Raw genomic sequence first — 25,070 nt, forward strand, 5'->3', positions numbered from 1 at the left:
AGACGATATCCCCGGGAGCGGGCCGGGCGCGGACAACGCACCCAACGGCCCGCGGGGCCGGTCCGAACGGACGGACCCCGCGGGCCGTTGCGGGCTTACTGCATCACGGCCATGGCCAAGGCCCGGCGGGCGCGCCGCGAGGCGCGCTCGGCCCGGCGCTGCATCCGCCGGGCGGCGACGAGATGCACGGCCCTGCGTTGGGACTCGGCCTCCCGCAGGTGGTCGTTCATATGGGCCCTGGCCAAGGCTTCTGGGATGAGTTGCATTTCGAGGTTCCTGTTCTGACGCGACTCGGTCGCACCGGAGGTGTGGCGGACGGGGGCGCTGGAGCCGAATGGCTCGGGGGACGTGCGCTGCATCGTCGGATCCTGCTTCTTGGGGTCGTGCGTGGTGGGGCGGTCGATGGTGCCGGCGATGCTCATGCGGCGACCGGGTTCTTGCGCGGGCGGCCACGCGGGCGCTTGCGGGCCACGACCACGCCCTGGACGAAGAGCTCGCCGCCCCAGACGCCCCACGGCTCACGGCGGTCCTTGGCGCCGGCCAGGCAGGCCGCGCGCAGCGGGCAGGTCTGGCAGAGCGACTTGGCGTACTCGACGTCGGCCGGGGACTCGGCGAAGAAGACCTCGGGGTCGTAGCTGCGGCACGGGACCGGCACGCCGAGGTTCTCGATGGCGTCGTCGAGGTCGGTGAGGGCGGTGAGGGGGGTCAAGGAGTCCTCCGTGGGGACAGGCGGGGGGATCAGGTCGGTCGCTACTGACGGGGTGTGTGCCTTGAGTTGCACGGTTTCGTTTCCTCGTCTGTTGTTCCGGCTGGTGGCCGGGCTGGTTTCCCCCGGGATGGGGGGCAAGCAAAAGGGCCGCGGATCCCGGTGTGGGTTCCGCGGCCCTGGAAGGTGCCGACCTGATCGTGCCGATCAGGCTGGATCTCTCCAGGGTTCGAGCCCACGGAAGGCCCACATCGTCTGGTGCTGGTGCTGCTCATTCCGGGAACCGGCGCCGTTGGCCGCTGCTGCGGGGGCATAGGCCTGTGCCTGTGCCTGCGCTGCTGCCGTTACCGCGGACGCCTTGGTCGGTCGCTCTTCGAGGTGAAGCGGCAGAGCCGGGACGGCTCCGGACAGACCGGTGCCCTGGAACAGGGCGGTGACGGGCGCGACGCCGAGCGAGCGTGCGGCAAAGACCTGGCGATCGGTCATTTTGCTGCTGGTGATGAAGCTGATCATGGTCTTCGCCTCCTCTCGGCGTCTCAGGGGACCGGTCGAGACCGGTCCGACGATTTTCGGTTCAGTACAGCACGGAGCCAACGGATCTTGGAAGAACCGTTGTTTCCCTGCTCGGAAGGCTATGGGTACGCCCTCCGCGTGCGCAAACTATTTTTCCGGAGAGTCTTCCGACGCATCGTGAGACGCATCTTCGGAACCCGGGTCTCCGCCTGCACACAGGGTGAGGACGTCCGCGCCGAACTTCCCGAGCTTGCGTCCTCCCACTCCTGAGATGCACACCAGCTCCGCTTCGGTTCCCGGGACGGCCTCGGCGATCGCGAGCAGCGTCTTGTCGGTGAAGACGCAGAAGGCGGGCTGGCCCAGCCGCCGGGCCTGCTCGGCACGCCAGTCGCGCAGCCGCTCGTAGAGCCCCTCGTCCAGGTCGCTGGGGCAGTCCTCGCAGCGCATCAGCTTGATCTCACCGGCGTCCGTCAGCGTGCGCCCGCAGACCCGGCAGCGCGCCGAGCCCCGCCGCTTGGGCCTGACCCCGCGCTCGATGCCGCCCTGGCCCGCCGCGGCCGCGAAGCCTGCGCGGGGCGCGGCCGAGCCGGGCCGCAGGCCGTTGAGGAAACGGGTGGGGCGCCGCGAGGGGCGGCCGCCGGGGGTGCGCGAGAGCGCCCAGGAGAGACAGAGGTGGACCCGGGCGCGGGTGACGCCCACGTAGAGCAGCCGGCGCTCCTCCTCCACCTGCTCGTCCGTCTTGGCGTATGTGATCGGCATCATGCCCTCGGCCAGCCCGACGAGGAAGACCGCATCCCACTCCAGGCCCTTGGCCGCGTGAAGTGAGGCGAGAGTCACACCTTCGACGGTGGGGGCGTGCTGGGCGCTCGCCCGCTCGTCGAGCTCGGCCACGAGGTCGGCGAGGGTGGCCTCCGGCTTGGCCCGCACGAAGTCCTCGGCCAGGCGCACCAGCGCCGCCAGGGACTCCCAGCGGTCGCGGACGGCGCCCGATCCGGCGGGGGGCTCGGTCGTCCAGCCGCGGGTGGAGAGCACCGCGCGCACCTGGGACGGCACATCGGCCACGTCGGCGAGCTGGGGGTCGGAGTGGCCCCCGGCGCGGGCCGCGCCGCGCAGCAGCAGCCCGGCCTCGCGCACCTCGGGGCGCTCGAAGAACCGCTCGGCGCCGCGCAGCTGGTAGGGCACCCCGGCATCGGCGAGGGCCTGCTCGTACACCTCGGACTGGGCGTTGATGCGGTAGAGGATCGCGATCTCGCTCGCCGGGACCCCGGAGGCAATGAGCTCGCGGACCCGGCGGGCGGTGCCCTCGGCCTCTGCGGGCTCGTCCGCGAACTCGGCGTAGACCGGCTCGGGGCCGGGGCCGCGCTGGGAGACCAGCTCCAGCCGGTGCTCGGCGGCGCGGCCGCGGGCCTGGGAGAGCAGGCCGTTGGCCAGCTGCACCACCTGGGGTGTGGAGCGGTAGTCCCGCACGAGCTTGACGACAGTGGCGTGCGGGTGACGGTGGCGGAAATTCAGCAGGTGGTCGGGGGTGGCGCCGGTGAAGGAGTAGATGGTCTGGCTGGCGTCGCCGACCACGCACAGGCTGTCCCGGTCGCCCAGCCACAGCTCCAGCAGCCGCTGCTGGAGGGGGCTGACGTCCTGGTACTCGTCGACGACGAAGTGCTGGTACTGGCGGCGCACCGTCTCGGCGATGTCGTGCCGGTCCTGGAGCACGGCCACGGTCAGCAGCAGGACGTCCTCGAAGTCGATCACGCCGCGCTCGCGCTTGAGCTGCTCGTACATCCCGTAGACCCGGGCGATCTCGGCCGGGTCGCGGGGGGCCTCCCGGCCGGACTTGGCGGCGGCCGCCGGATAGTCCTCGGGGACGGTCTGGGTGACCTTCGCCCATTCGATCTCGCCCGTCACATCCCGCAGTTCATTGCGGTCGAGGCGGATCCGGCAGCGGGCGGCGGCCTCCGCGACGACCTGGACCTTCCGATCGACCAGCCGGGGCAGCTCGCCGCCGACCGCCTTCGGCCAGAAGTACTGCAGCTGCCGCAGGGCCGCCGAGTGGAACGTGCGCGCCTGGACGCCGCCCGCGCCGAGCTGCCGCAGACGGCCGCGCATCTCCCCCGCCGCGCGGTTGGTGAAGGTGACGGCGAGCACACTCGCGGGCTGGAGCACGCCGGACCGCACGCCGTAGGCGATCCGGTGGGTGATCGCGCGCGTCTTGCCCGTGCCCGCGCCGGCCAGCACGCACACCGGCCCGCCGAGGGCCGTGGCCACCTCGCGCTGCTCGGGGTCGAGCCCGTCGAGCACCGCCTCGGCGGATCCCGGCACCTGCGGGAAGAGTGGGGAGTGCGTTGCTGCTGTCACCCCGCCATGCTGCCAGGTTCACGGAGGCGACCGGGAATGTTGTCCACAGGCGAGCCACTGCGGTCGTACTAATGCCGTCTGTGCTGCCTGTGCCCGCACGTGCTCCCCGTACCCGGCTGTGCCTGCCTGTGCCTCCCCGTGCCTGCGCGGGAATGGCTGCCGGGGGTTGCGCGTTCTACCCCCGGAACGCCACCGAGGAAAAGGAGCGCAGGTCGCATGTCGAGCAGCGTGACGATGTACAGCACCACCTGGTGCGGCTACTGCCGCCGCCTGAAGGGCCAGATGGACCGCGAAGGAATCACGTACAACGAGATCAACATCGAGCTCGACGCCGACTCGGCGGCCTTCGTCGAAAAGGCGAACGGCGGAAACCAGACGGTTCCCACCGTTCTCTTCCCCGACGGCTCCACGCTCACCAACCCCTCGCTGGCCCAGGTGAAGGCCAAGATCGGGGTCTGAGCCGCAGCGGCGACCGCGGCCCGCCAGGGGCAGCAGCTCGCTACGGCAGCGGCTCGCCGTACCAGAGCTCGATCAGACGGGCCGCGATCGAAATGCCGGTCGGAGGCAGGACCTCCCCGGAGTCGAACGCGGCCCTCAGCTCTTCCCGGGAGAACCAGCGCGCCTCGTGGATCTCCTCGCCGTCCACCTGGATGTCCGCGGACGTGGCGCGCGCCATGAAGCCCAGCATCAGGCTGGAGGGGAAGGGCCAGGGCTGGCTGGCGACGTACTCCACGTCGCCGACGACCACGCCCGCCTCCTCGCTGACCTCGCGGCGCACCGCCTGCTCGATGGACTCGCCCGGCTCGACGAAGCCCGCGAGCGTGGAGAAGCGGCCCTCAGGCCAGTGCATCTGGCGGCCCAGCAGCGCCCGGTCCTGGTCGTCCGTCACCAGCATGATCACGGCCGGGTCGGTGCGCGGGTAGTGCTCGGCGCCGCAGGCCGGGCAGCGGCGGATGTGGCCGGCCGCGGCGATGACCGTGCGCTCGCCGCACCGCGAGCAGAAGCGGTGCAGGCGCTGCCAGTTCTCCAGCGCCACGGCGTGCACCAGCAGACCGGCGTCGCGCGGCGACAGCAGCAGCCCCGCCTCGCGCAGCCCGGCCGGGCGCGCAGACTGGTCCATGCGGCCGGGCAGCGCGTCCTTCTGGAGCGCGAAGTAGGCCACGCCGTCCTCGTCCTGGCCGAGGAAGTAGCGGTGCGTCTCGGTGACGGGCGCCTCGAAGGCCGGGGTCATCACCAGCTCGGTGCGGCCGTCGGGGGTGTCGTCGATCAGGGCCTGCCCGCCGGAGACCACGAAGACCCGCGTCGAGGGGTGGCTCCACGCCGCGGAGAGCCACGCCTCGTCGAGGCGGTGGTGTGCGGCACGGTCGATGCCGCTCGCCTGGCTGAGCGTGATGGTCCGGGCTGCTGCGAAATCGGTCCAGGTGGTCACGGCTGCTTCCAACTCCCCCTATGAATGGTGATCTTGCTACCCGCTAGTGGGCGGGCATGTTCTCGGCGAGGTCGCTCCACAGATGGGCGGCGGCCTCGACGCCCTTCATGAGGAGGTCCAGTTCGACCTTCTCGTTCGGCGCGTGCCAGCCGTCCGAGGGCACCGAGATGCCGAGGAACAGCACCGGCACGCCGAGCACGTCCTGCAGGTCGGCGGCGGGTCCGGAGCCGCCCTCGCGCGTGAAGCGGATCTTCTGCCCGAAGGCGCGGCCCATGGCCCGGACGACGGACTGCAGGGCCGGGTGGTCCAGCGGGGTCAGGCAGGGGCGGGTCGCGCCCCAGAAGCCGACCTCGTGCCGGATGCCGTCGGGCAGCTGCCCGGCCACCCAGTCGCGTACGGACTGCTGGACGCGGTCGGCGTCCTGTCCGGCCACCAGCCGGAACGACAGCTTGAGCTGGGCGGTGGACGGCACGATCGTCTTGCTGCCGTGGCCCTGATAGCCGCTGCCCAGGCCGTTGACCTCGGCGGTGGGGCGGGCCCAGATGCGCTCCAGCGTGGTGTAGCCGGCCTCGCCGAGGGCGCCGTGCGAGTGGGCGGAGCGCAGCCAGCCCTTCTCGTCGAAGGGCAGCTCGGCGAAGAGCTCGCGCTCGGTGCCGGTCAGCTCCTGCACGCCGTCGTAGAAGCCGGGGATCGCCACCTTGCGGTCCGCGTCGTGCAGGGCGGCCACCAGCCGGGCGGCCTCGGTGGCCGGGTTGGGCACCGCGCCGCCGAAGGAGCCGGAGTGGATGTCCTGGTCCGGCCCGTAGAGGTCGATCTGGCAGTCGGTGAGGCCGCGCATGCCGGTGCACACGGTCGGGGTGTTCTCGTCCCACATGCCTGTGTCGGAGACGATCACGGCGTCGCAGGCGAGGCGGTCGGCGTGGGCGCGGACGAGCTCGGTGAAGTGCTCGGAGCCGGACTCCTCCTCGCCTTCGATGAGCAGCTTGAGGTTGACCGCGGGCGCGGTGCGGCCCGTGGCGGCCAGGTGGGCGCGGACGCCCAGGGTGTGGAAGAAGACCTGGCCCTTGTCGTCGGCCGCGCCGCGCGCGTACAGCCTGCCGTCCTTGACGACCGGCTCGAAGGGGTCGGTGTGCCAGCCGTCCTCGCGGGCGGCGGGCTGGACGTCGTGGTGGCCGTAGACGACGACCGTGGGAGCGTTCTCCTCAAGGGAGGGCCACTCGGCGAAGACCGCCGGGGCGCCGTCGGTCTCCCAGACCTCGACGGTCGGGAAGCCGGTCTCGGTGAGCTTCGCCGCCAGCCAGTCCGCGCTCCGGCGCACGTCGGCGGCGTGGGCCGGGTCGGCCGACACGGAGGGGATGCGCAGCCAGTCCGCGAGGTCGTCGAGGAACGCGGCGCGGTGCTCGTCGATGTACGCGCGGACGACGCTGTCCGGGGTGTCGCTCATGACGTCGAGCCTATCCGGACGCGCAGGGTGACCAAGACCGGGTTTCCTCAGCCTTCCTCCCCCAGGAGGACCCTTTCGAGCCCGGCGCGGTCGGGGAGACCGGACGGGCGGACGGTCTCGCCGTCGCGTACGTACACGAACGCGGCGCTCACGGCCGACAGCGGCAGGCCGTGCCGTTCTGCCCAGGCGAGGCGGTAGACGGCGAGCTGCAAGGGATCCGCATCGTGCGAGCGGCTGGTCTTCCAGTCGACGATCTCGTAGGCCGGGCCCGGCTCGTTATCGCGCCCGTTGTTGCGTCCGTCACCTTGCGGGGCGTCCGTGCGGTAGACGGCGTCGATGCGGCCGCGGATCACCCGGCCCGCGAGGGTGAGCTGGAAGGGCACCTCGACGCGGTACGGCGTGCGGTGGGCGTAGGGGGTGCGCTCGAAGGCCTCCTTGAGCGCGGCGAGGTCGCGCTCGTCGGCGATCTCCGGCTCGTCCTCCTCGCCGCCGGGCAGCTCGTCGGGACCGAGCAGGGGCAGCGGCAGCGCCTCGAACCGGGACTCCACCCAGGCGTGGAAGCGGGTGCCCCGGCGGGCGGCGGGCTGCGGCCTGCGCGGCATGGGGCGGGCCAGCTCCCGCGCGAAGGCGTCGGGGTCGGCGGCGAGGCGCACCAGCTGGGAGGCGCTCAGCGCCTCGGGCACGGGCACGTCGCGGACGGTGGCGCGGGCGCGACGGAGCTCGCCCGCGAGCGCGTCCAGGTCGCGGTCCCAGGAGGCGGCCAGGCGGGATTCCTCGGGGGTGAGCGGCGCCGGGTGCGGGTGCGCGGCGGGGGGCGACGGCCGCTGCGCGGGGCGGGTGGCCGGCAGGCTGTCCCAGTCGGGCAGGTCTTCTTCCGGCTCTTCTTCGGCGAAGGGCTCCTCTTCGGGGAAGGGCTCCTCTTCGGGGAAGGGCTCCTCTTCGGGGAAGAGGTCCTCTTCTTCGGGGAGCGGAACCTGCTCTTCGGGCGCGTCCCGCCGGCCGTCCAGGCGGGCCAGGACCGCGTCCGCGACGGCGCGGCGGCGGGTCAGCGAGGCGGGGTCCAGGGGGAGCGGCCAGGAGCGGTCCGTGGCGGCCTCCTCCAGGGCGGGGTTCTCCGTGCCCTCCTCGGGGGCGTCCGACCACACCTCGATCTCGCCGTGGCCCGCTTCGCAGTGCTCGCGCAGGGCGTCGAGGAAGCCGGAGGGGCCACGGGGGCGCTTCTGGCTGGGGCCCCACCAGTGGCCGGAGCCCAGCAGGAGCGAGCGGGGGCGGGTGAAGGTGACGTAGCCCAGGCGGAGTTCCTCCGTGCGCTGGTGTTCCTTCATCGCCTCCTTGAAGGCCGCCATGCCCTTGGCGTTCCACGCGGCGACGTCGGGGAGGGTGTCGGCGTCGCCGCGCAGCGCGTGCGGCAGGACCTTCGGCTGGGCCGTCCAGGAATCGCGGGACTGCTCGCTGGGGAAGGTCTTGGCGACGAGCCCGGGGACGGCCACCACGTCCCACTCCAGGCCCTTGGACTTGTGCGCGGTGAGGATCTTGACGGTGTCCTCGCCGCCGGGCAGCGAGCTGTCGAGCCCCTTCTCGTACTGCGCGGCGGTGCGCAGGAAACCGAGGAAGGCCGAGAGCGTGGCCTGCCCGTCGAGGGCGGCGAAGCCCGCGGCGATGTCGAGGAACTGGGAGAGGGTCTCGCGGCGGCGGGCCGCCAGGGCGTGCGGGGACGCGGCGAGCTCGACCTCCAGGCCGGTGGTGCCGAGCACCCGGTGCAGGACGTCCATCAGCGGGTCGGCCAGCGACCGGCGCAGGTCGCGCAGCTCGGCGGCGAGGCGGGCGAAACGGACGCGGGCCTCGGCGGAGAACGGCAGGCCGTCGTCCGGTGCGGTGTCGGTCAGGAAGGTGTCGAGGGCGTCGGCCATGGAGATCACTTCCGCCGGATCGACGCCTTCGACGGCCTCGGCCAGCCGGCGCTCCGGGTCCTCCCCCGCGCTGCCGTAGGGCACGAGCGTACGGGCGCGCCGGCCCAGCAGCGCCAGATCGCGGGGGCCGATGCGCCAGCGGGGGCCGATCAGCAGCCGGACGAGCGCGGCGTTGGCCGTGGGGTCCTGGAGCACCTCGCAGACGGCGACGAGATCGGCGATCTCCGGCAGGTGCAGCAGGCCGGACAGGCCGACGACCTCCACGGGCAGATCCCGCTCCACGAGCGCGCCCTGGATCCGGGCGAAGTCGGCGGCCGTACGGCACAGCACCGCGATCTCGCCGGGGCGGGTGCCGGTGCGCACGAGGTGGGCGAGGGAGTCGGCGAGCCAGTCGAGCTCCTCGGCCTGGGTGGGCAGCAGGGCGCAGCGCACGATGCCGTCGCGCTCGGCGCCGGGGGCGGGCCGCAGGGCTTCGACGCCCTCGTGCCGGGCGCGCAGGGGAGCCGCCAGGCGGTTGGCCAGGTCGAGCAGGCGGCCGCCGCTGCGGCGGTTCTCGCTGAGGGAGTGGCGGCGGGCGGGGCTGCCGTCGGCGTGGGGGAAGTGGCGGGGGAAGTCGTCGAGGTTGGCCACGGAGGCACCGCGCCAGCCGTAGATGGCCTGGCAGGGGTCGCCGACGGCGGTCACGGCGTGCCCGGTGCGGTCGCCGAAGAGGCCGGAGAGCAGCAGCCGCTGGGCGACGGAGGTGTCCTGGTACTCGTCGAGGAGGACGACGTGGAACTGCTCGCGCAGGATCCGGCCGACTTCCGGGCGGGTGCGGGCCAGCTCGGCGGAGAGGGCTATCTGGTCGCTGAAATCGAGGAGGTCCCGGTCGCGCTTCTCCTTGCGGTAGGCGGCGACCAGGCCGAGGAGTTCGAGGCGGGCGCGGGCGGTCTCGGGGGCCTTGCGCAGGTCGGGGTTGGTGAGCTTGACGCCGTCGAGGGCGGCCAGCAGCCCGGTGTCGTGGGCGCGCAGCTGCCCGGGGGCGACGAGGTGCTCGGCGAGCTCCGCGTCGAGGGCGAGGAGGTCGGAGACGAGGTCGGCGAAGGAGCGGGTGAGCGCCGGGTGGGGGCCCGGGGAGGTGCGCAGCACGTGGGCGGCGAGCTGGAAGCGGGTGGCGTCGGCGAGCAGCCGGGCGGTGGGCTCCAGGCCGATGCGCAGCCCGTGGTCCTTCAACAGCTGGCCCGCGAACGCGTGGTAGGTGGAGATCCGCGGCTCGCCGGGCGCCTCCTCGTCGAAGGTCTCCTGGGTGATGCCGGCTTCGGAGAGGGCCTTGCGGACGCGCTCCGACAGTTCACCGGCGGCCTTGTTCGTAAACGTCAGGCCGAGGACCCGGTCGGGCGCCACCTGTCCGGTGCCCACCAGCCAGACAACGCGCGCGGCCATCACCGTCGTCTTGCCGGAACCGGCTCCGGCCACGATGACCTGCGGGGCGGGCGGCGCGGTGATGCACGCCATCTGCTCGGCGGTGAAGGGGATGCCGAGGAGCTCCTTGAGCTGCTCGGGGTCGGTCAGGCGGGGGGTCACGGCATCCACGCTAACGGGGGCCTCTGACAGCCGGTGGTCCGTCCGGCCCGGGGCCTGGTCACTCCACAATCTGACGGCCTTCCGGGCGGGCCGTGCACGCGGCGCGGAACGAGCAGTGGGTGCAGTGCGTTCCGGGGCGCGGCGCGAAGCGCTCTTCCAGGACCCGGCCCGCTGCCGTGGCCAGCAGCTCGCCGACCCACTCGCCCTCTCCCAGGGGCTGCTGCGGCTGCACCTTGGGCAGGGCGTCGCCGCCCTCCTTCTTGGCCGCCGCCTGCCGCAGCTGTACGAGCTCGGCGCCGCCGGGCACCGGGCGCACGCCCCCGAAGAGGCCGTCCACGGCGCCCTCTTCGACGGCGAGCTGGTAGACGGCCAGCTGGGGGTGGTGCTCCACGTCGTTGCCGGAGACGGTGCCCTTGCCGGTCTTGAAGTCCACGACGTAGGCGCGGCCCTGCTCGTCGCGCTCCACGCGGTCCATGGAGCCGCGTACGCGCACCTGGTAGTCGGCCGCCTTCAGGGTGACGTCGAAGGGGTGCTCGGTGGCCACGGGGGTGCGGCCGCCGCGGTCCATCACGTGCCAGCGCAGGAAGCGTTCGAGTGCGGCGCGGGCGTTCTCCTTCTCCTGCAGCGACTTCCAGGGGGCGTCGAAGGCCAGCGCGTCCCAGACCGAGTCGAGGCGCTCCATCAGGACGGCGAGGTCGGCCGGGGTGCGGCCGGAGGCCACTTCGTCGGCGAGGACGTGCACGACGTTGCCGAAGCCCTGGGCGGCGCTGGCGGGTGCGTCCGCCTTGACCTCGCGTCCCAGGAACCACTGCAGCGAGCAGGTGTCCACGAGCTGGCCGAGGGCCGAGCCGGACAGGGCGAGGGGGCGTGCGGGGTCGCGCAGGGGCGCCTCGCTGTGCGTGGGTTCGGCCAGGCCCCACCAGCGGTAGGGGTGCGCGGAGGGTACGAGCGGCTGGCCCTCGTCGTCGCGCAGCGCGGCGAGGCGGGCGAGGCGCTCGGCGGCGGCGGCGCGCAGTTCCTTCGAGGCGGCGGGGTCGACGGTGGTGGCGCGCAGTTCGGCGACGAGCGCGGAGACGGCGAGGGGGCGGGTGGGCCGCTGCGTTATGCCGGTCGGCTCGACGCCGAGTTCGGACAGGAAGCGGGAGGGCTGGTCGCCGTCTTCTGCCGCTGCCTTGACGGCGGTGACGACCAGGCGTGCGCGGGCGCGCGTGGCCGCCACGTAGAACAGGCGGCGTTCCTCGGCGAGGAGGGCGCCGGGGCTGAGGGGTTCGGCGATCCCGTCGCGGCCGATGCGGTCGGCTTCCAGGAGGGAGCCGCGGCGGCGCAGGTCGGGCCAGAGGCCCTCCTGGACGCCCGCGACGACCACGAGGTGCCACTCCAGGCCCTTGGAGCGGTGGGCGGTCATCAGCCGTACGGCGTCGGGGCGCACGGCGCGGCGGGTGAGGGTGTCGGCGGCGATGTCCTGGGCGTCCAGCTCGTCCAAGAAGTTGAGGGCGCCGCGGCCGCCGGTGCGTTCTTCCGCGCGGGCGGCGGTTTCGAAGAGGGCGCACACGGCGTCCAGGTCGCGGTCGGCGTTGCGGCCCGCGGCGCCGCCGCGGTGCGCTGCCCGCTGGAGGCGGGCGGGCCAGGGGGTGCCGTCCCAGAGCGCCCAGAGGGCGTCTTCGGCGGTGCCGCCGGTGGCGAGGAGTTCGCGGGCGGTGCGCAGGAGTCTGCCCAGGTTCTGGGCGTTGCGTGCGTACGCCGGGTCGTGTGCGACCAGGCGCTCGGGCTCGGCGAGGGCTTCGGCGACGAGTTCGTCCGAGGGCCTCGGCACGGGGTGGCCTGCGGCCCGCTCTTCGTCTCTGAGGGCGCGGCCCAGTTTGCGGAGGTCTGCGGCGTCCATGCCGCCGAGGGGGGAGGTGAGGAGGGCGAGCGCCGTCTCGGGGGCGAGCCAGGACCGCGCGGGGGCAACGCCCACCCGCCCACCCGTGACGGTCTCCGGATCAGGCGTCGCAGGGCCCACGGGGCCGCCGTCCGGCGCGGTGGCTTCGGCGGGCTCGACCTCGGCCGAGCCGGCCGCGACGCCGTCCGCGGTCGGCTCCGCGTCGGCGCCTTCCGGACGCGCGGGTGCCCACCGTTCGTCCTCGGCCGCCTCCGCCGAGCCGACCGCACCCCCGTCCACTACCGGCACCCCCGCCCCCGCCGCCGACTCCGCTACCGCCCTGAGAGCCGTCAGCAGTGGAGCCACCGCCGGTTCGTGGCGGAGGGGGAGGTCGTCGCCGTCCACGTCCACCGGGACGCCTGCCGAGGTCAGGGCGCGGCGCAGGACCGGTATCGAGCGGGAGCCCGCTCGGACCAGGACCGCCATGTCGTGCCAGGGGACGCCGTCTTCCAGGTGGGCGCGGCGGAGGACGTCGGCGATGTTGTCGACCTCGCCTCCCGCCGTCGGGTAGGTGTACGCCTCCACCCGGCCGCCCTCGTGGACGGCCGCGAGGTCGCGGTGGGCGCGGACCGCCTCCGCCGGGAGGCGGGTGAGGGGCATGCGCCGGGTGAGCAGCCGGGTCGCGGCGAGCAGGTCCGCGCCGGAGCGCCGCGAGGTGGTCAGCACCTCGACGGGCGCAGGCGAGCCGTCGAGGTGCGGGAAGGCGTGCGGGAAGTCGAGGATGCCGCCCACGTCGGCGCCCCGGAAGGCGTAGATCGACTGGTCCGGGTCGCCGAAGGCGACCAGCGTCCGGCCGCCCCCGGCCAGCGCGCGCAGCAGCCGCACCTGGGCCGCGTCCGTGTCCTGGTACTCGTCGACGAACACCGCGTCGTAGGCCTGCCCCAGCTCCGCCGCGTGCTCCGGGCGCTCGGCGAGCAGTACGGCGCGGTGCACGAGCTCCGCGTAGTCGAGCACTCCGCGCATGTCGAGCACGTCCAGGTACTCGGCGAGGAAGGCGGCGGCCGCCCCCCAGTCGGGCCGCCCGGTGCGGGCAGCGAAGGCGCCGAGCTCCCGCGGGCCGAGGCCCAGCTCGCGGCTGCGCGCGAGGACGGCCCGCACCTCGTCGGCGAAGCCGCGCGTGGTCAGGCAGGCGCGCAGCTCGTCGGGCCACTGCACGCTGCCGAGCTCGACCTCGCCCGCGAGCAGCTCGCGCACCATGACGTCCTGCTCCGGGCCGGACAGCAGCCGGGCGGGCTCGGCGAAGAGCCCGGCGTCCTGGTGGGCGCGCACCAGCGCGTAGCAGTACGAGTGGAAGGTCGTCGCCTGCGGCCCGTACGCCCCGCCGAGCCGGGCCGCGATCCGGTCGCGGAGCTCGACCGCGGCCTTGCGGCTGAACGTCAGCACGAGGATGCGCTCCGGGTCGGCGCCGCGCCGCACCCGCTCGGCGACGGCCTCGACGAGCGTGGTCGTCTTGCCCGTGCCCGGACCCGCGAGCACCAGCAGCGGCCCCTGCGCGTGGTCAACCACGGCACGCTGGCGTGCGTCCAGCTCAGGAGGGGCCACGGGGCCCGGACGGGAGCGTACGAGGCGGTACGTACCCGAAGCGGGCTGCCGCGTGGCACGCGGAGAGCCGGAGGAGGGGGAGGAACTCACGTGGGTTGCCGGTCCTGGTGGAGGTGCGGTTTCGTGGTGCGGCCGTCCGTGCCGGGCGGCGGGCCGGTGCGCAGGGCGGTCCCCGACGCTACGCCAGTAGGCCGGTGGGGCGCAGGGAGTCGCATGAGTGGCCGTCCCCCCGTGACGGCCTCATCCGTTCGGCCGAGCCCTTGGGGCGACAGGGCGGCCGTCGGCTCGCCCGCCCCGGGGACCCGCCGGGTCTCAGGTGTGCGGAGTCACATCCTCCGCCCCCGTACCGTCCCAGCGCGCCCCCCGCATCGCGAGCCGCGGCAGATGCCCTTCGGACGAACTGCCGGCCTCCCGCAGCGGGGTGCCCTCCTCGCGGTAGCGGGCCAGGGCGCGCAGCTCGTGGCCGGGCAGCAGCACTCCGTCGGCGCGCACCACGCGCCACCAGGGCACCGCGCCGCCGTAGAGCGCCATGACGCGGCCCACCTGCCGGGGGCCGCCCTCGCCCAGCCATTCGGCGACGTCCCCGTACGTCATCACCCTCCCCGGAGGGATCAGCTCGGCGACGGCCAGCACCCGTTCCGCGTAATCGGGCAGCCGATCAGGAAGCTCGCTCATCCGGTCCATACTGCCGCACCCCACCGACAGCGCCCCCGGTGCTGCCCGGAGAGCCCCATTCCGAGTGATCACGCAGAGTGCGTCTTCGCAGCACAGGGCGTACGATCCGCAAGTCCGCGCCCCCGAAATGCACCCTGATAACCCCTTGCCCGGCCGGGCCATGCCACCATCTTCCGGGCGGTGACTGGTGATACGAGACCGAGAAGAGACCGACAAGCAGCAGGGCGCGCAGCCTCCGGAGGGGGAGCGCGCTCCCGAGGTGCTGCCCGACCACGGTGACTCCGGGACCCCCGGCGAGGGGAAGGCGGCGGGAGAGTCCCCCGGCCGGGGCGCGTACAAGTGCGAAGGCGGCGAAGTCCACATCGACAAGGTCTCCGGCGACGAGCCCCTGCTCCCCGCCCGCGTCCACCGCCCCGCCGACCTGGTGCGCCTGTTCCTCGGCATCGTCGGCATCGCCCTCGTCCTCGCCCTCGCGGCCTTCGCCCACGGCACGACGCAGGGCCTGGAGAAGGACATCGGCGAGAGCACCGGCCGCGCCCCCCAGCTGCTGGCGAACTTCGCGGGCCTCGCAGCCAACATCGCGATCTTCATCGTCCCGGTCGCCTTCGCCATCGAGCGGCTCGTCAAACGCGACGGGCTGCGCATCGCCGACGGCGTACTGGCCGCCGTGCTCGCGCACGGCGTCTCGCTCGCCACCGACCTGTGGGTCGCCGACACGGCCCCCGCCTCGATCCGCGACGCCCTCACCCAGACCTCCCCGAGCGGCGGCGTCACCGATCCGGTGCACGGCTATCTGGCGCCTGTCATCGCCTATATGACGGCCGTCGGCATGTCGCGCCGCCCCCGCTGGCGGGTGGCGATGTGGGCGGTGCTGCTGCTCGACGCGTTCGCCGTGCTGGTCAACGGCTACACCACGCCGTTCTCCATCGCCACCACCGTGCTGATCGGCTGGACGGTCGCCTACGGCACGCTCTACGCCGTCGGCTCGCCGAACGTGCGCCCCACCGGACAGCACCTGCTGGCCGGGCTGCGCCGGGTCGGCTTCAAGCCCGTCACGGCCCTGCGCACCGAGGACGGCGGCATCACCGAGCCGCACCAGGAGCCGGGCCGCCGCTACATCGTCACCCTGGAGGACGGGCCGCCCCTGGACGTCACGGTCGTCGACCGCGAGCACCAGGCCCAGGGCTTCTTCTACCGGCTCTGGCAACGCCTCGCCCTGCGCGGCATCACCCAGCGCCGCAGCCTCCAGTCCCTGCGCCAGGCGCTCGAACAGGAGGCGCTGCTGGCGTACGCGGCCATCGCCGCGGGCGCCAACGCGCCCAAGCTCATCGCCACCTCCGAGCTCGGCCCGGACGCCGTCATGCTCGTCTACGAGCACATCGGCGGCCGCACCCTGGATGCCACCGCCACCGAGGAGATCACCGACGAGCTGCTGACCGGCGCGTGGAGCCAGGTGCACGCCCTGCAGTCGCGCCGCATCGCCCACCGCCGGCTCGACGGGGACGCCCTGTTGGTGGATCGTTCCGGCAATGTGGTCCTGACCGACCTGCGCGGCGGTGAGATCGCAGCCGGAGACCTGGTGCTGCGCATGGACGTGGCCCAGCTCCTGGTCACCCTCGGGCTGCGGGTCGGCGCCGAACGGGCCGTGGCCACCGGCGTCGCCATCCTCGGCCCCGACGCCATCGCCGACAGCCTGCCGCTGCTGCAGCCCCTGGCCCTGACCCGGACCAGCCGTGCGACCCTGCGCCAGCTCGCCCGCGAGCGCGCCCAGCGCGAGCGCGAGAAGGTCCTGGAGGCGGCCCGTCTGGCCAAGGAGGCCAAGGCCGAGGTCAGCGACCGCAAGTCGCTCAAGGCCGAGCGGCAGGCCGAGAAGAAGGCCATGGGCGAGGCCATGGAGGAGGCCCGCGAAGAGGACCTCCTCGCCCAGATCCGCCGCCAGGTGCTGCTGATCCGCCCGCAGGCGCCGATAGAGCCGGTCCGTCTGGAGCGCATCAAGCCGCGCACCCTGATCAGCTTCGTGGCGGGCGCGTTCGCCGCGTACTTCCTGCTCTCCCAGCTCGCGCACATCAAGTTCGGCGATCTCGTCGACAAGGCCAACTGGGCGTGGGTGGCCGTGGCCGTCGCCTTCCAGGCACTGTCCTACGTCGCCGCCGCGATGAGCCTGCTGGGCTTCGTGCCGGAGAAGATGACCTTCGGCCGCACCGTACTGGCGCAGGTGGCGGGGTCGTTCGTCAAGCTCGTCGCCCCGGCGGCGGTCGGCGGCGTGGCCCTCAACACCCGCTTCCTGCAGCGCTCCGGCGTCCGGCCCGGCCTCGCCGTGGCGAGCGTGGGCGCCTCCCAGCTCTTCGGGCTGGCCTGCCACATCATGCTCCTGCTGTCCTTCGGCTATGTGACGGGAACCGAGCGCAGCTCCTCCCTGGGCCCCTCGCGGACCGTGATCGGCGGCCTGCTGACGGCGGCGGTCCTGGTGCTGGTCGTGGCCGCCATCCCGGTCCTGCGCAAGTTCGTCTCGACCCGCGTCCGCTCGCTGTTCGCCGGGGTGGTGCCGCGCATGCTGGACGTGCTGCAGCGCCCGCAGAAGCTGGTCGTGGGCATCGGCGGCATGCTGCTGCTGACGGCGGCCAACGTGATGTGCCTCGACGCCTCGATCCGCGCCTTCGGCGGCGATCTGAGCTACGCGAGCATCGCCGTCGTCTTCCTGACCGCCAACGCCCTGGGTTCGGCGGCGCCGACGCCGGGCGGCGTGGGCGCGGTCGAGTTCGCCATGACCGGTGCCCTGACCTTCGCGGGCCTGCCGGCCGAACAGGCGGCCCCGGCCGTCCTGCTCTTCCGCCTGATGACCCTGTGGCTCCCGGTGCTGCCGGGCTGGATCTCCTTCACCCATCTGACCCGCAAGGGAGCGATCTGACCGCACCTGCGAGGCACCGGCACTGATCCGCCTTGCATCTGCGTCCCACATGGCCATACGGTGCCGCGCATGCGGTCGTACACCATCGGGCAGGCGGCCCGTCTGCTGAGCGTCAGCCCGGACACGGTCCGCCGCTGGGCCGACGCCGGACGGATCCCCACACACCGGGACGAGACGGGCAAGCGCCTCATCGACGGCCCCGACCTCGCCGCGTTCTCCACCGCCCTTGCGGGCGATGCGGACGAGACCGCGTACACCACCGCCCGCAACGCCTTCCCCGGCATCGTCACCGCCGTCAAGCTCGGCGACGTGGCCGCCCAGGTGGAGATCCAGGCCGGGCCCCACCGCCTGGTCTCGCTGCTCACCCGCGAGGCCGTCGAAGAGCTGGGCCTCGCCGTGGGGATGGAAGCGGTGGCCCGGGTGAAGGCCACCAACGTGCACATCGACCGCGTCCAGGAGTAGCCATGCGCGTACGCCGTCCCCTCGTCCTGGCCGCAGTGCTGCTGATACCGCTGGCCACCGCCTGCGGCAAGGACGAAAAGACGAAGCCCACCACCGTCACGGTCCTGGCGGCCGCCTCCCTGACGGACGTCTTCAAGCAGGCCAAGACGGTCTACGAGAAGGAACACCCGGACACCAGGCTCACGTTCTCCTTCGCGGGCTCGCAGGAGCTGGCCTCCCAGGTCCGCCAGGGCGCACCGGCGGACGCACTGGTGACGGCCGACACCAAGACGATGGACGACCTCGCCTCCCGGACCGGCAAGCCGGCCGTCATCGCGAAGAACCGCCTGACGATCGTGACGGCCCCCGGCAACCCCAAGCACGTCCAGAACCTCTCGGATCTGTCCAAGAGCGACCTCAAGGTCGTCCTGGCCGCCCCCGAGGTCCCGGCGGGCCGCTACAGCAAGAAGGTGCTCGACGGGCAGCACGTCACCGTCAAGCCGGCCTCCCAGGAGCCCAGCGTCCGGGCGGTCCTGAGCAAGGTGGCGCTCGGCGAGGCCGACGCCGGCATCGTCTACATCACGGACGCCGCGACGGCCAAGGTCGGCACGGTCACCGTCCCGGACGCCCAGAACGCGGTGGCCTCGTACCCGGCAGCCACCCTGAAGGACGCCAAGCACGCCAAGGAGACGGCCGACTTCGTCACCTGGCTGAGCTCGCCCGAAGCCCGCAAGCTGCTGGTGTCGGCGGGCTTCCAGCAGCCGTGACGGCGAAGGCCGGGCGCCGCACCCCGCCGGCCCTGGCGATCCCGGCCGCGGCGGCGGTGGCGTTCCTCTTCCTGCCCCTGGCGGGGGTCCTGGCGCGCACCCCGTGGAGCACCCTGGCCGACCGCCTGTCGTCACCCGAGGTGCTGCAGGCGCTCACCCTGTCCCTGACGGTCTCGGCGTGGGCGCTCGTGCTCTCCCTCGTGCTGGGCGTCCCGCTGGCGTGGCTGCTGGCCCGCGTGGAGTTCCCGGGCAAGGCGCTGGTCCGCTGCCTGGTGATGCTGCCGATGGTGCTCCCGCCGACGGTCGCGGGCGTCGCGCTCCTTCAGGGCTACGGGCGGCGGGGCATCGCGGGCCCGTGGCTGGAGGCGTGGTTCGGCATCACGCTGCCGTTCACCACCCCCGCGGCCGTACTGGCCTCCGCCTTCGTCTCCATGCCCTTCCTCGTCATCAGCCTGGAAGGCGCGCTGGCGGGCCTGCACCCCCGCTACGAGGAGACGGCCACCTCCCTGGGCGCGAGCCCGCTGCGGGTCTTCGGCACGATCACGCTCCCCATGGTCGCTCCGGGCCTCATCGCGGGCACCGCCCTGTGCTGGGCCCGCGCGCTGGGCGAGTTCGGCGCGACGATCACCTTCGCGGGCAATCTCCCGGGCACCACCCAGACCCTGCCGCTCCAGGTCTACCTCCTCCTCCAAGAGGACCCTGAAGGCGCGACGGCGGTCTCGCTGCTGCTCCTGGCCATCGCCGTCACGGTCCTGCTCACGCTGCGCGGCCGCTGGATCCAGCCGCCGGCGCTCGGGAGGAAGCAGGGCGCCGACGGCAGTGCGGCAAGCGAGGTGGCGGCACCGGAGCCGGCCCCGCACCCCGGCCCCGCCCTCGACGCCGACCCCGAGCCACACCCCTTGCGGACCACCGTCACCGGCGCCGTCGACGCGGCGCTCGACGTCCCGGCAGGCACGACCATCGCCGTGGTGGGCCCCAACGGCGCGGGCAAGACGACGCTCCTGCGCGCCCTGCTGGGCCTCACCGACCGGGCCGGAGCGAGCCCGCTCCAGGTGGGCACCCAGGACCTGACCGGCACGCCCCCGCACCGGCGGCGCATCGCCTGGGTCCCGCAGGACGGCGCCCTCTTCCCGCACTTGACGGCCCTCGCCAACACCGCCTACGGGCTGCGCGCCCAGGGCGTCCCCGCGCACCGAGCCCGCCGGGAGGCCCGCATCTGGCTGGACCGCCTGGCCGTGGGCGGCCTCGCCCACCGCAAACCCGCCCACCTCAGCGGCGGCCAGGCCCAGCGGGTGGCCCTCGCCAGAGCCCTGGCTGCCCGCCCCCGTCTGCTCCTGCTGGACGAGCCGCTGGCCGCCCTGGACCAGTCCACCCGCGCGCACGTCCGGCACGCGCTCCGCGCCCACCTGGCCGCCTTCCCCGGCGTCTGCCTGATCGTCACCCACGACCCCGTGGAAGCCCTCTCCCTGGCGGACGACGTCCTCGTCCTGGAAGAGGGCCGCACCGTGCAGTACGCCCCGCCCGCCGAGCTCACCCGGCACCCCCGCTCCCCCTGGGTGGCCCGCATGCTGGGGCGCAACGCCTGGCCCGGCGAGAGCACCGCCCATGGCACCCTGCTCCTCGCCGGGGGAACGGACCTCGTCTGCGGCGACCCCCTCCCCCGCGCCGCCACCGCCGGCCTGGCCGTGGTCGCCCCCGAAGCCGTCTCCCTGCACGTCGGCCGCCCCGCCGCAGGCAGCCCGCGCAACGTCTGGGAAGGCACCGTCCGGGAGATCACCGCGCAGGGCGCACGGCTGCGCGTCCAGGTGGACGCCGCGACGGACGTCGTAGCGGAGATCACCCCGCAGGCGGCGACCGAGCTGGCCCTGGCGGAGGGCGCCAAGGTCTGGGTGAGCGTAAAGGCGACCGAGGTCACGTTCGTCCCTCTTTAGCGAGAGAGCCCCTGTAGCGATGCCCCTTTAGCGGGAGCCGCACCTCAAACATCCCCCGTCCGGGCCACCCCCCGCGCACACCCTCACCCCGCGCCGGAGGATGGAAACCCACCAACCCCCGGAGGGCCCCGTGTCCAGACGCCCCAGGGCCGGCCACCTGCTCTCCGCCGTCCTGCTCACCCTCGTGGCGGCCACCACCTCGGCCTGCACCGGCCAGGACACGACGAGCGCGGCCGGCCCGGACGCCTCACCCCGGCAGAAGCTGACCTGGCAGACCTGCACGGCCCCGACCGCGGCCGAGGGCGGCAGCGCCACCGGCAAGCCCCCCGGCAAAGAATGGGAGTGCGCCACCATGCGCGCGCCCCTCGACTACGCCCACCCGGACAACGGCGACAGCGTCGGCATCGCCCTCATCCGCGCCCGCGCCACGGACCCGAGTCGGCGCATCGGTTCGCTGCTGTTCAACTTCGGCGGACCCGGCGGCTCCGGGGTCAGCACGCTCCCGTCGTTCGCCGACGACTACCGCAATCTGCGCACCCGCTACGACCTCGTGAGCTTCGACCCGCGCGGGGTCGGCCGCAGCAGCGGCGTGACGTGCATGAGCGACAAGGACCTCGACGCCTACTACGCCGCGGACGCCACCCCGACCACCAAGGACGAGGAGAAGGCCCTGGTCGAGCGGGTCGGCAAGTACGCCTCGGGGTGCGCCAAGAGCTCCGGCCACGTCCTGCCCTATGTGGGCACCACGAACGCCGCCCGCGACCTGGACCTGATGCGCCAAGTACTGGGCGACGACAAGCTGCACTACTTCGGCGTCTCGTACGGGACCGAACTGGGCGGCGTCTACGCCCACCTCTTCCCGGGCAACATCGGCCGCGCCATGCTCGACGGGGTCGTCGACCCCACCAGCGACCCGCTGCAGAGCGCCCTGGCCCAGGCCGGGGGCTTCCAGCTGGCGCTCGGCAACTACCTGGCGGCCTGCGGGCAGACCTCCGACAACTGCCCCACCGAGCCACAGATCAAGGCGCTCCTCGACCGGCTCGACAAGCACCCCATCCCGGGCAGCGAGGGCCGCGACCTCACCCAGTCGCTGGCCACCGGCGGCATCGCCCAGTCGCTCTACTCCAAGGACTTCTGGGACTACCTCACCGAGGGCGTGGAGGACGCGGAGAACGGGGACGGCAAGATCCTGCTGGCGCTCGCCGACTCGATGAACGGCCGTTCCACGGACGGCCATTACAGCACCCTGCAGTCCTCGCTCACTGCCATCACGTGCGCCGACTTCTCACAGCGCTACACCGCCGCGCAGGTCGAGGAGCGGACGGACGAATTCCGCAAAGCCTCCCCCGTCTTCGGGGAGTTCATGGCGTGGAGCCTGCTCCAGTGCACCGGTTGGCCCGTAAAGGGCGAATGGCAGACCCCCGATGTGAGTGCGAAGGGCGCCGCACCCGTCCTCGTCGTCGGCAATACGGGCGACCCGGCCACCCCTTACGAGGGAGCCCGGAAGATGGCCCGGGAGCTCGGTCCGGGGGTGGGCGTGGAGCTCACCTACCGTGGCCAAGGCCATGGGGCGTACGACAGCGGCAACCCCTGCGTGAAGGGCGCGGTCGACGCGTATCTGCTGGACGGCACCCTCCCGAGCGCCGGAACGGTGTGCTCATAGCACCCATAGCACATCACACCGGTAATACTAACGGCACCGCTCGAATGTCAGTTGGTCAGACTACGATCCCCCGTACAGAGGTTCCGCGGGGCTTCGGCGGGCGCATCACCGTGCGGGCGCCGGGGAATCACAGCGGAAGTTCCGCGCGACTTCGACCAGTTGGCAAACGATCGGGCGGGGGGACAAGGTGTCGTACAAAACGTCACGGATCACCAACCGCACGCACTCCACCCAACGCGGTGCACGCCGGGCCCGGCTGCTCACGGGCGCCCTGGCCATCGCGGCGCTGCTCGCCGCACTGATAGCGCTCTGGCAGACCCAGGCCCGGCCGCTGACCGACCAGCCCGCCCGCTGCCCGGCCGGCGGCGCCCCGTTCGGCGGAGCCTGCACCCCGGGCGCCCCCGGCGCTCCGGGCGACCGCCACGGTACGCCGGTGTGAATCCGGGATCCGTCCGTAGAGTCGGTGGAATGAGTACCGAAAGGCCACGGGCCACCGCCCTCGCCTCCGCCGCCCTCGCCGTCGCCCTCACCGCCACCGGATGCGGCGGCGGCAGTGGCAGCGGCAAGAACGGCGACGCGCACGCCGACACCAAGGACCGATCCGCGAGCGTCCAGCTGCAGTGGAAGCCGTGCACCGCCCCCACCCCCGCGCAGGGCGGCGGCAAGGCGCCCGGCAAGGCATGGGAGTGCGCGAAGCTCCCCGTACCGCTGGACTACGCGAAACCGGACGGCGAGCAGATCGAGCTCGCCCTGATCCGGGCCAAGGCGCTGGACACCGCGCACCGCATCGGCTCGCTCGTCTTCAACTTCGGCGGGCCCGGCGGCTCCGGCATCGCGACGCTGCCCGGCCTGAGCGAGAGCTACGCGAAGCTGCGCGACCGCTACGACCTGGTGAGCTTCGACCCGCGCGGGGTCGGGGAGAGCGCGGGCGTGCGCTGCCAGAGCGACAAGGAGCTCGACGCCTCCTCCCAGATCGACGCCACTCCGGACGACGACACCGAGCTCCAGGCGACCCTGGCGGCCAACAAGGCGTACATCGACGCCTGCTCCCGCAACTCCGGCAAGACCCTGCCGCACGTGGGCACCACGGCCGCCGCTCGCGACATGGACCGGATACGGGCCGCCCTCGGCGACGACAAGCTGCACTACTTCGGCATCTCTTACGGGACCGAACTGGGCGGCGTCTATGCCCACTTGTTCCCCGAGCGCGTCGGCCGGGCGGTCCTCGACGCCGTCGTCGACCCGACCCAGGACCCCCTCCAGGGCGACCTCGGCCAGACCAAGGGCTTCCAACTCGCCCTCGACGACTACCTCAAGGACTGTCCGTCCGAAGGCGGCGCGATCGGCTGCCCCACGCAGGACGACATCACGACCCTGCTGAAGAACCTCGACAAGACCCCGCTCCCCACCTCCCAGGGGCGCAAGCTCACCCAGGACCAGGCGGTGGGCGGCATCGCGGCGGCCCTGTACTCCAAGGACACCTGGAAGTACCTGACCGCGGGGCTCGCGGAAGCCATCCGCAAGGGCACCGGGAACACCCTGCTGCTGCTCTCCGACTCCATGTCCGGCCGCTCCCCCGACGGCCGCTACAGCAACCTCCAGGCGGCCAACCGGGCCGTCTCGTGCGACGACGCCCAGCAGCGCTACACCGTCGACGACGTCAAGCGGCAGCTGCCGGAGTTCCGCCAGGCATCACCCGTCTTCGGCGAGTCGGCCGCCTGGTCCCTGCTGGCCTGTACGGGCTGGCCGGTCAAGGGCGAGTGGCGCACGCCCGAGGTGAGCGCCAAGGGCGCCGCGCCGATCGTCGTGATCGGCAACACCGGCGACCCGGCGACCCCGTACGAGGGCGCCCGGCAGATGGCGCAGCAGCTGGGCGACGGGGTCGGCATCCAGGTCACGTACAAGGGTGAGGGCCACGGCGCGTACAACACGGGCAGCGCGTGCACGACGAACCTGGTCGACGCCTACCTGCTCGACGGCAAGGTGCCGACGGCGGGCACGACCTGCGCGTAGGGCCACGCCGTAGGACCATGCAGAACGGGGCGGCCTGCGCGCGCAGGCCGCCCCTTCTTGCGACTCTCTCGGTCAGTACACCGGCTTGTCGGGCTCCACCTGGTGGACCCAGCCGATCACGCCGCCGCCCACGTGCACCGCGTCGGCGAAGCCCGCGGACTTGAGCACGGCGAGGACTTCCGCAGACCGGACACCCGTCTTGCAATGCAAGACGATCTTCTTGTCCTGGGGAAGGCCCTGGAGGGCGGTGCCCATCAGGAACTCGTTCTTCGGGATCAGCCGGGCGCCGGGGATGGAGACGATCTCGTACTCGTTCGGCTCGCGGACGTCGATGACGTCGATGTTCTCGCCGTCGTCCATCCACTCCTTGAGCTGCTTGGGAGTGATCGTCGAACCGGCCGCCGCCTCCTGGGCCTCCTCGGAGACGACACCGCAGAAGGCCTCGTAGTCGATCAGCTCGGTGACCGTGGGGTTCTCGCCGCAGACCGCGCAGTCGGGGTCCTTGCGGACCTTGACCTGGCGGTAGGTCATCTCCAGGGCGTCGTAGATCATCAGGCGGCCGACCAGCGGCTCGCCGATGCCCGCCAGCAGCTTGATGGCCTCGTTGACCTGGATGGACCCGATGGAGGCGCAGAGCACGCCCAGCACGCCGCCCTCGGCGCAGGAGGGGACCATGCCCGGCGGCGGGGGCTCGGGGTACAGGCAGCGGTAGCAGGGGCCGTGCTCGCTCCAGAAGACGGACGCCTGGCCGTCGAAGCGGTAGATCGAGCCCCAGACGTACGGCTTGTTCAGCAGCACGCAGGCGTCGTTGACCAGGTAGCGCGTGGCGAAGTTGTCGGTGCCGTCGACGATCAGGTCGTACTGGGAGAAGATCTCCATCACGTTCTCGGCTTCGAGCCGGGTCTCGTGCAGGACGACGTTCACATAGGGGTTGATGCCCAGCACCGAGTCGCGCGCGGACTCGGCCTTCGAGCGGCCGATGTCGGCCTGGCTGTGGATGATCTGGCGCTGCAGGTTGGACTCGTCGACCTCGTCGAACTCCACGATGCCCAGCGTGCCCACTCCGGCCGCGGCGAGGTACATCAGGGCGGGCGAGCCCAGACCGCCGGCGCCCACACAGAGCACCTTGGCGTTCTTGAGCCGCTTCTGCCCGTCCATCCCCACGTCCGGGATGATCAGGTGGCGGGAGTACCTGCGAACCTCGTCGACGGTGAGCTCGGCGGCCGGCTCGGCCAGGGGTGGCAGCGACACGGGGTCTCCGTAGGTCGGTCGGACATACGTGAACGTCCCGG

The 25,070-nt window shown here is 72.9% G+C and carries 18 protein-coding genes; 8 read left to right on the forward strand and 10 right to left on the reverse strand.

Translation table 11 applies throughout. The features are described 5' to 3' along the window. Positions 1-95: 95 nt before the first annotated feature. The 4 genes from FHS39_RS02115 to FHS39_RS02130 form a co-directional block, all read right to left on the reverse strand. On the reverse strand, positions 96-422 hold the full coding sequence (locus tag FHS39_RS02115; protein ID WP_184346018.1) for a hypothetical protein: 327 nt from the start codon (positions 420-422) through the stop codon (positions 96-98). Continuing rightward, positions 419-781, reverse strand: coding sequence for a WhiB family transcriptional regulator (locus FHS39_RS02120; RefSeq protein ID WP_184346019.1), 363 nt, complete (start codon positions 779-781; stop codon positions 419-421). Before FHS39_RS02120 ends, FHS39_RS02115 begins: the two co-directional genes overlap by 4 nt. A 132-nt stretch (positions 782-913) precedes the next feature. Beyond that, positions 914-1,219, reverse strand: a complete 306-nt coding sequence (locus FHS39_RS02125) for a hypothetical protein (protein ID WP_184346020.1) — start codon at positions 1,217-1,219, stop codon at positions 914-916. Between the two features lie 147 nt (positions 1,220-1,366). Further along, positions 1,367-3,571 carry an ATP-dependent DNA helicase UvrD2 gene (locus tag FHS39_RS02130; protein ID WP_343069312.1) on the reverse strand — a complete coding sequence of 735 codons (2,205 nt, stop codon included), beginning with the start codon at positions 3,569-3,571 and terminating at the stop codon, positions 1,367-1,369. 216 nt (positions 3,572-3,787) lie between these two features. On the opposite strand from FHS39_RS02130, the gene FHS39_RS02135 reads away from it, so the two are divergent. Beyond that, positions 3,788-4,030, forward strand: a complete 243-nt coding sequence (locus FHS39_RS02135) for a mycoredoxin (protein ID WP_184346021.1) — start codon at positions 3,788-3,790, stop codon at positions 4,028-4,030. A gap of 40 nt (positions 4,031-4,070) precedes the next feature. Here FHS39_RS02135 and nudC read toward each other — a convergent pair whose 3' ends face one another. From nudC to FHS39_RS02160, 5 genes are all read right to left on the reverse strand, one after another. Next, on the reverse strand, positions 4,071-5,000 hold the full coding sequence (gene nudC / locus FHS39_RS02140) for an NAD(+) diphosphatase (RefSeq protein ID WP_184346022.1): 930 nt from the start codon (positions 4,998-5,000) through the stop codon (positions 4,071-4,073). A 43-nt stretch (positions 5,001-5,043) separates the two neighbouring features. Beyond that, on the reverse strand, positions 5,044-6,444 hold the full coding sequence (locus FHS39_RS02145; protein WP_184346023.1) for a dipeptidase: 1,401 nt from the start codon (positions 6,442-6,444) through the stop codon (positions 5,044-5,046). A 47-nt stretch (positions 6,445-6,491) separates the two neighbouring features. Continuing rightward, complete coding sequence (locus tag FHS39_RS02150) at positions 6,492-9,917, reverse strand: UvrD-helicase domain-containing protein (RefSeq protein WP_184346024.1); 3,426 nt, start codon at positions 9,915-9,917, stop codon at positions 6,492-6,494. Between the two features lie 58 nt (positions 9,918-9,975). Continuing rightward, positions 9,976-13,470, reverse strand: a complete 3,495-nt coding sequence (locus FHS39_RS02155) for a UvrD-helicase domain-containing protein (protein WP_184346025.1) — start codon at positions 13,468-13,470, stop codon at positions 9,976-9,978. A 222-nt stretch (positions 13,471-13,692) separates the two neighbouring features. Further along, positions 13,693-14,064, reverse strand: coding sequence for an MGMT family protein (locus FHS39_RS02160; protein ID WP_184346026.1), 372 nt, complete (start codon positions 14,062-14,064; stop codon positions 13,693-13,695). 178 nt (positions 14,065-14,242) lie between these two features. On the opposite strand from FHS39_RS02160, the gene FHS39_RS02165 reads away from it, so the two are divergent. From FHS39_RS02165 to FHS39_RS02195, 7 genes are all read left to right on the forward strand, one after another. Further along, positions 14,243-16,963 carry a flippase-like domain-containing protein gene (locus tag FHS39_RS02165; RefSeq protein ID WP_184346027.1) on the forward strand — a complete coding sequence of 907 codons (2,721 nt, stop codon included), beginning with the start codon at positions 14,243-14,245 and terminating at the stop codon, positions 16,961-16,963. Between the two features lie 69 nt (positions 16,964-17,032). Next, the gene (locus FHS39_RS02170; RefSeq protein WP_045932001.1) at positions 17,033-17,425 is read left to right on the forward strand and encodes a TOBE domain-containing protein; all 393 of its coding nucleotides are present in this window, start codon (positions 17,033-17,035) and stop codon (positions 17,423-17,425) included. A 2-nt stretch (positions 17,426-17,427) separates the two neighbouring features. Next, positions 17,428-18,171 (forward strand): molybdate ABC transporter substrate-binding protein, encoded by a 744-nt coding sequence (modA, locus tag FHS39_RS02175; protein WP_184346028.1) that lies wholly within the window; start codon positions 17,428-17,430, stop codon positions 18,169-18,171. Beyond that, on the forward strand, positions 18,168-20,102 hold the full coding sequence (locus FHS39_RS02180; RefSeq protein ID WP_184346029.1) for an ABC transporter permease: 1,935 nt from the start codon (positions 18,168-18,170) through the stop codon (positions 20,100-20,102). Before modA ends, FHS39_RS02180 begins: the two co-directional genes overlap by 4 nt. 100 nt (positions 20,103-20,202) lie before the next feature. Further along, on the forward strand, positions 20,203-21,765 hold the full coding sequence (locus tag FHS39_RS02185; RefSeq protein WP_184346030.1) for an alpha/beta hydrolase: 1,563 nt from the start codon (positions 20,203-20,205) through the stop codon (positions 21,763-21,765). Between the two features lie 187 nt (positions 21,766-21,952). Next, on the forward strand, positions 21,953-22,204 hold the full coding sequence (locus FHS39_RS02190) for a hypothetical protein (RefSeq protein ID WP_045931997.1): 252 nt from the start codon (positions 21,953-21,955) through the stop codon (positions 22,202-22,204). Between the two features lie 29 nt (positions 22,205-22,233). Next, entirely contained in the window at positions 22,234-23,778 is a 1,545-nt protein-coding gene (locus FHS39_RS02195; RefSeq protein WP_184346031.1) for an alpha/beta hydrolase, read from the forward strand. Between the two features lie 72 nt (positions 23,779-23,850). Here the strand turns inward: FHS39_RS02195 and moeZ are convergent, their stop codons facing one another. Next, entirely contained in the window at positions 23,851-25,029 is a 1,179-nt protein-coding gene (moeZ, locus tag FHS39_RS02200; protein ID WP_045931995.1) for an adenylyltransferase/sulfurtransferase MoeZ, read from the reverse strand. Positions 25,030-25,070 lie beyond the last annotated feature (41 nt).

Source organism: Streptomyces olivoverticillatus (genome assembly GCF_014203555.1).
In the GTDB taxonomy this organism is placed as follows: domain Bacteria; phylum Actinomycetota; class Actinomycetes; order Streptomycetales; family Streptomycetaceae; genus Streptomyces; species Streptomyces olivoverticillatus.

Excerpts from the sequence above, each read along its gene's own strand:
- FHS39_RS02160 (WP_184346026.1), bottom strand. The coding sequence starts at position 14,064 with ATGGACCGGATGAGCGAGCTTCCTGATCGGCTGCCCGATTACGCGGAA.
- FHS39_RS02145 (WP_184346023.1), bottom strand. The coding sequence starts at position 6,444 with ATGAGCGACACCCCGGACAGCGTCGTCCGCGCGTACATCGACGAGCAC.
- FHS39_RS02185 (WP_184346030.1), top strand. The coding sequence starts at position 20,203 with ATGGAAACCCACCAACCCCCGGAGGGCCCCGTGTCCAGACGCCCCAGG.
- FHS39_RS02125 (WP_184346020.1), bottom strand. The coding sequence starts at position 1,219 with ATGATCAGCTTCATCACCAGCAGCAAAATGACCGATCGCCAGGTCTTT.
- FHS39_RS02170 (WP_045932001.1), top strand. The coding sequence starts at position 17,033 with ATGCGGTCGTACACCATCGGGCAGGCGGCCCGTCTGCTGAGCGTCAGC.
- FHS39_RS02135 (WP_184346021.1), top strand. The coding sequence starts at position 3,788 with ATGTCGAGCAGCGTGACGATGTACAGCACCACCTGGTGCGGCTACTGC.
- FHS39_RS02195 (WP_184346031.1), top strand. The coding sequence starts at position 22,234 with ATGAGTACCGAAAGGCCACGGGCCACCGCCCTCGCCTCCGCCGCCCTC.
- modA (WP_184346028.1), top strand. The coding sequence starts at position 17,428 with ATGCGCGTACGCCGTCCCCTCGTCCTGGCCGCAGTGCTGCTGATACCG.
- FHS39_RS02115 (WP_184346018.1), bottom strand. The coding sequence starts at position 422 with ATGAGCATCGCCGGCACCATCGACCGCCCCACCACGCACGACCCCAAG.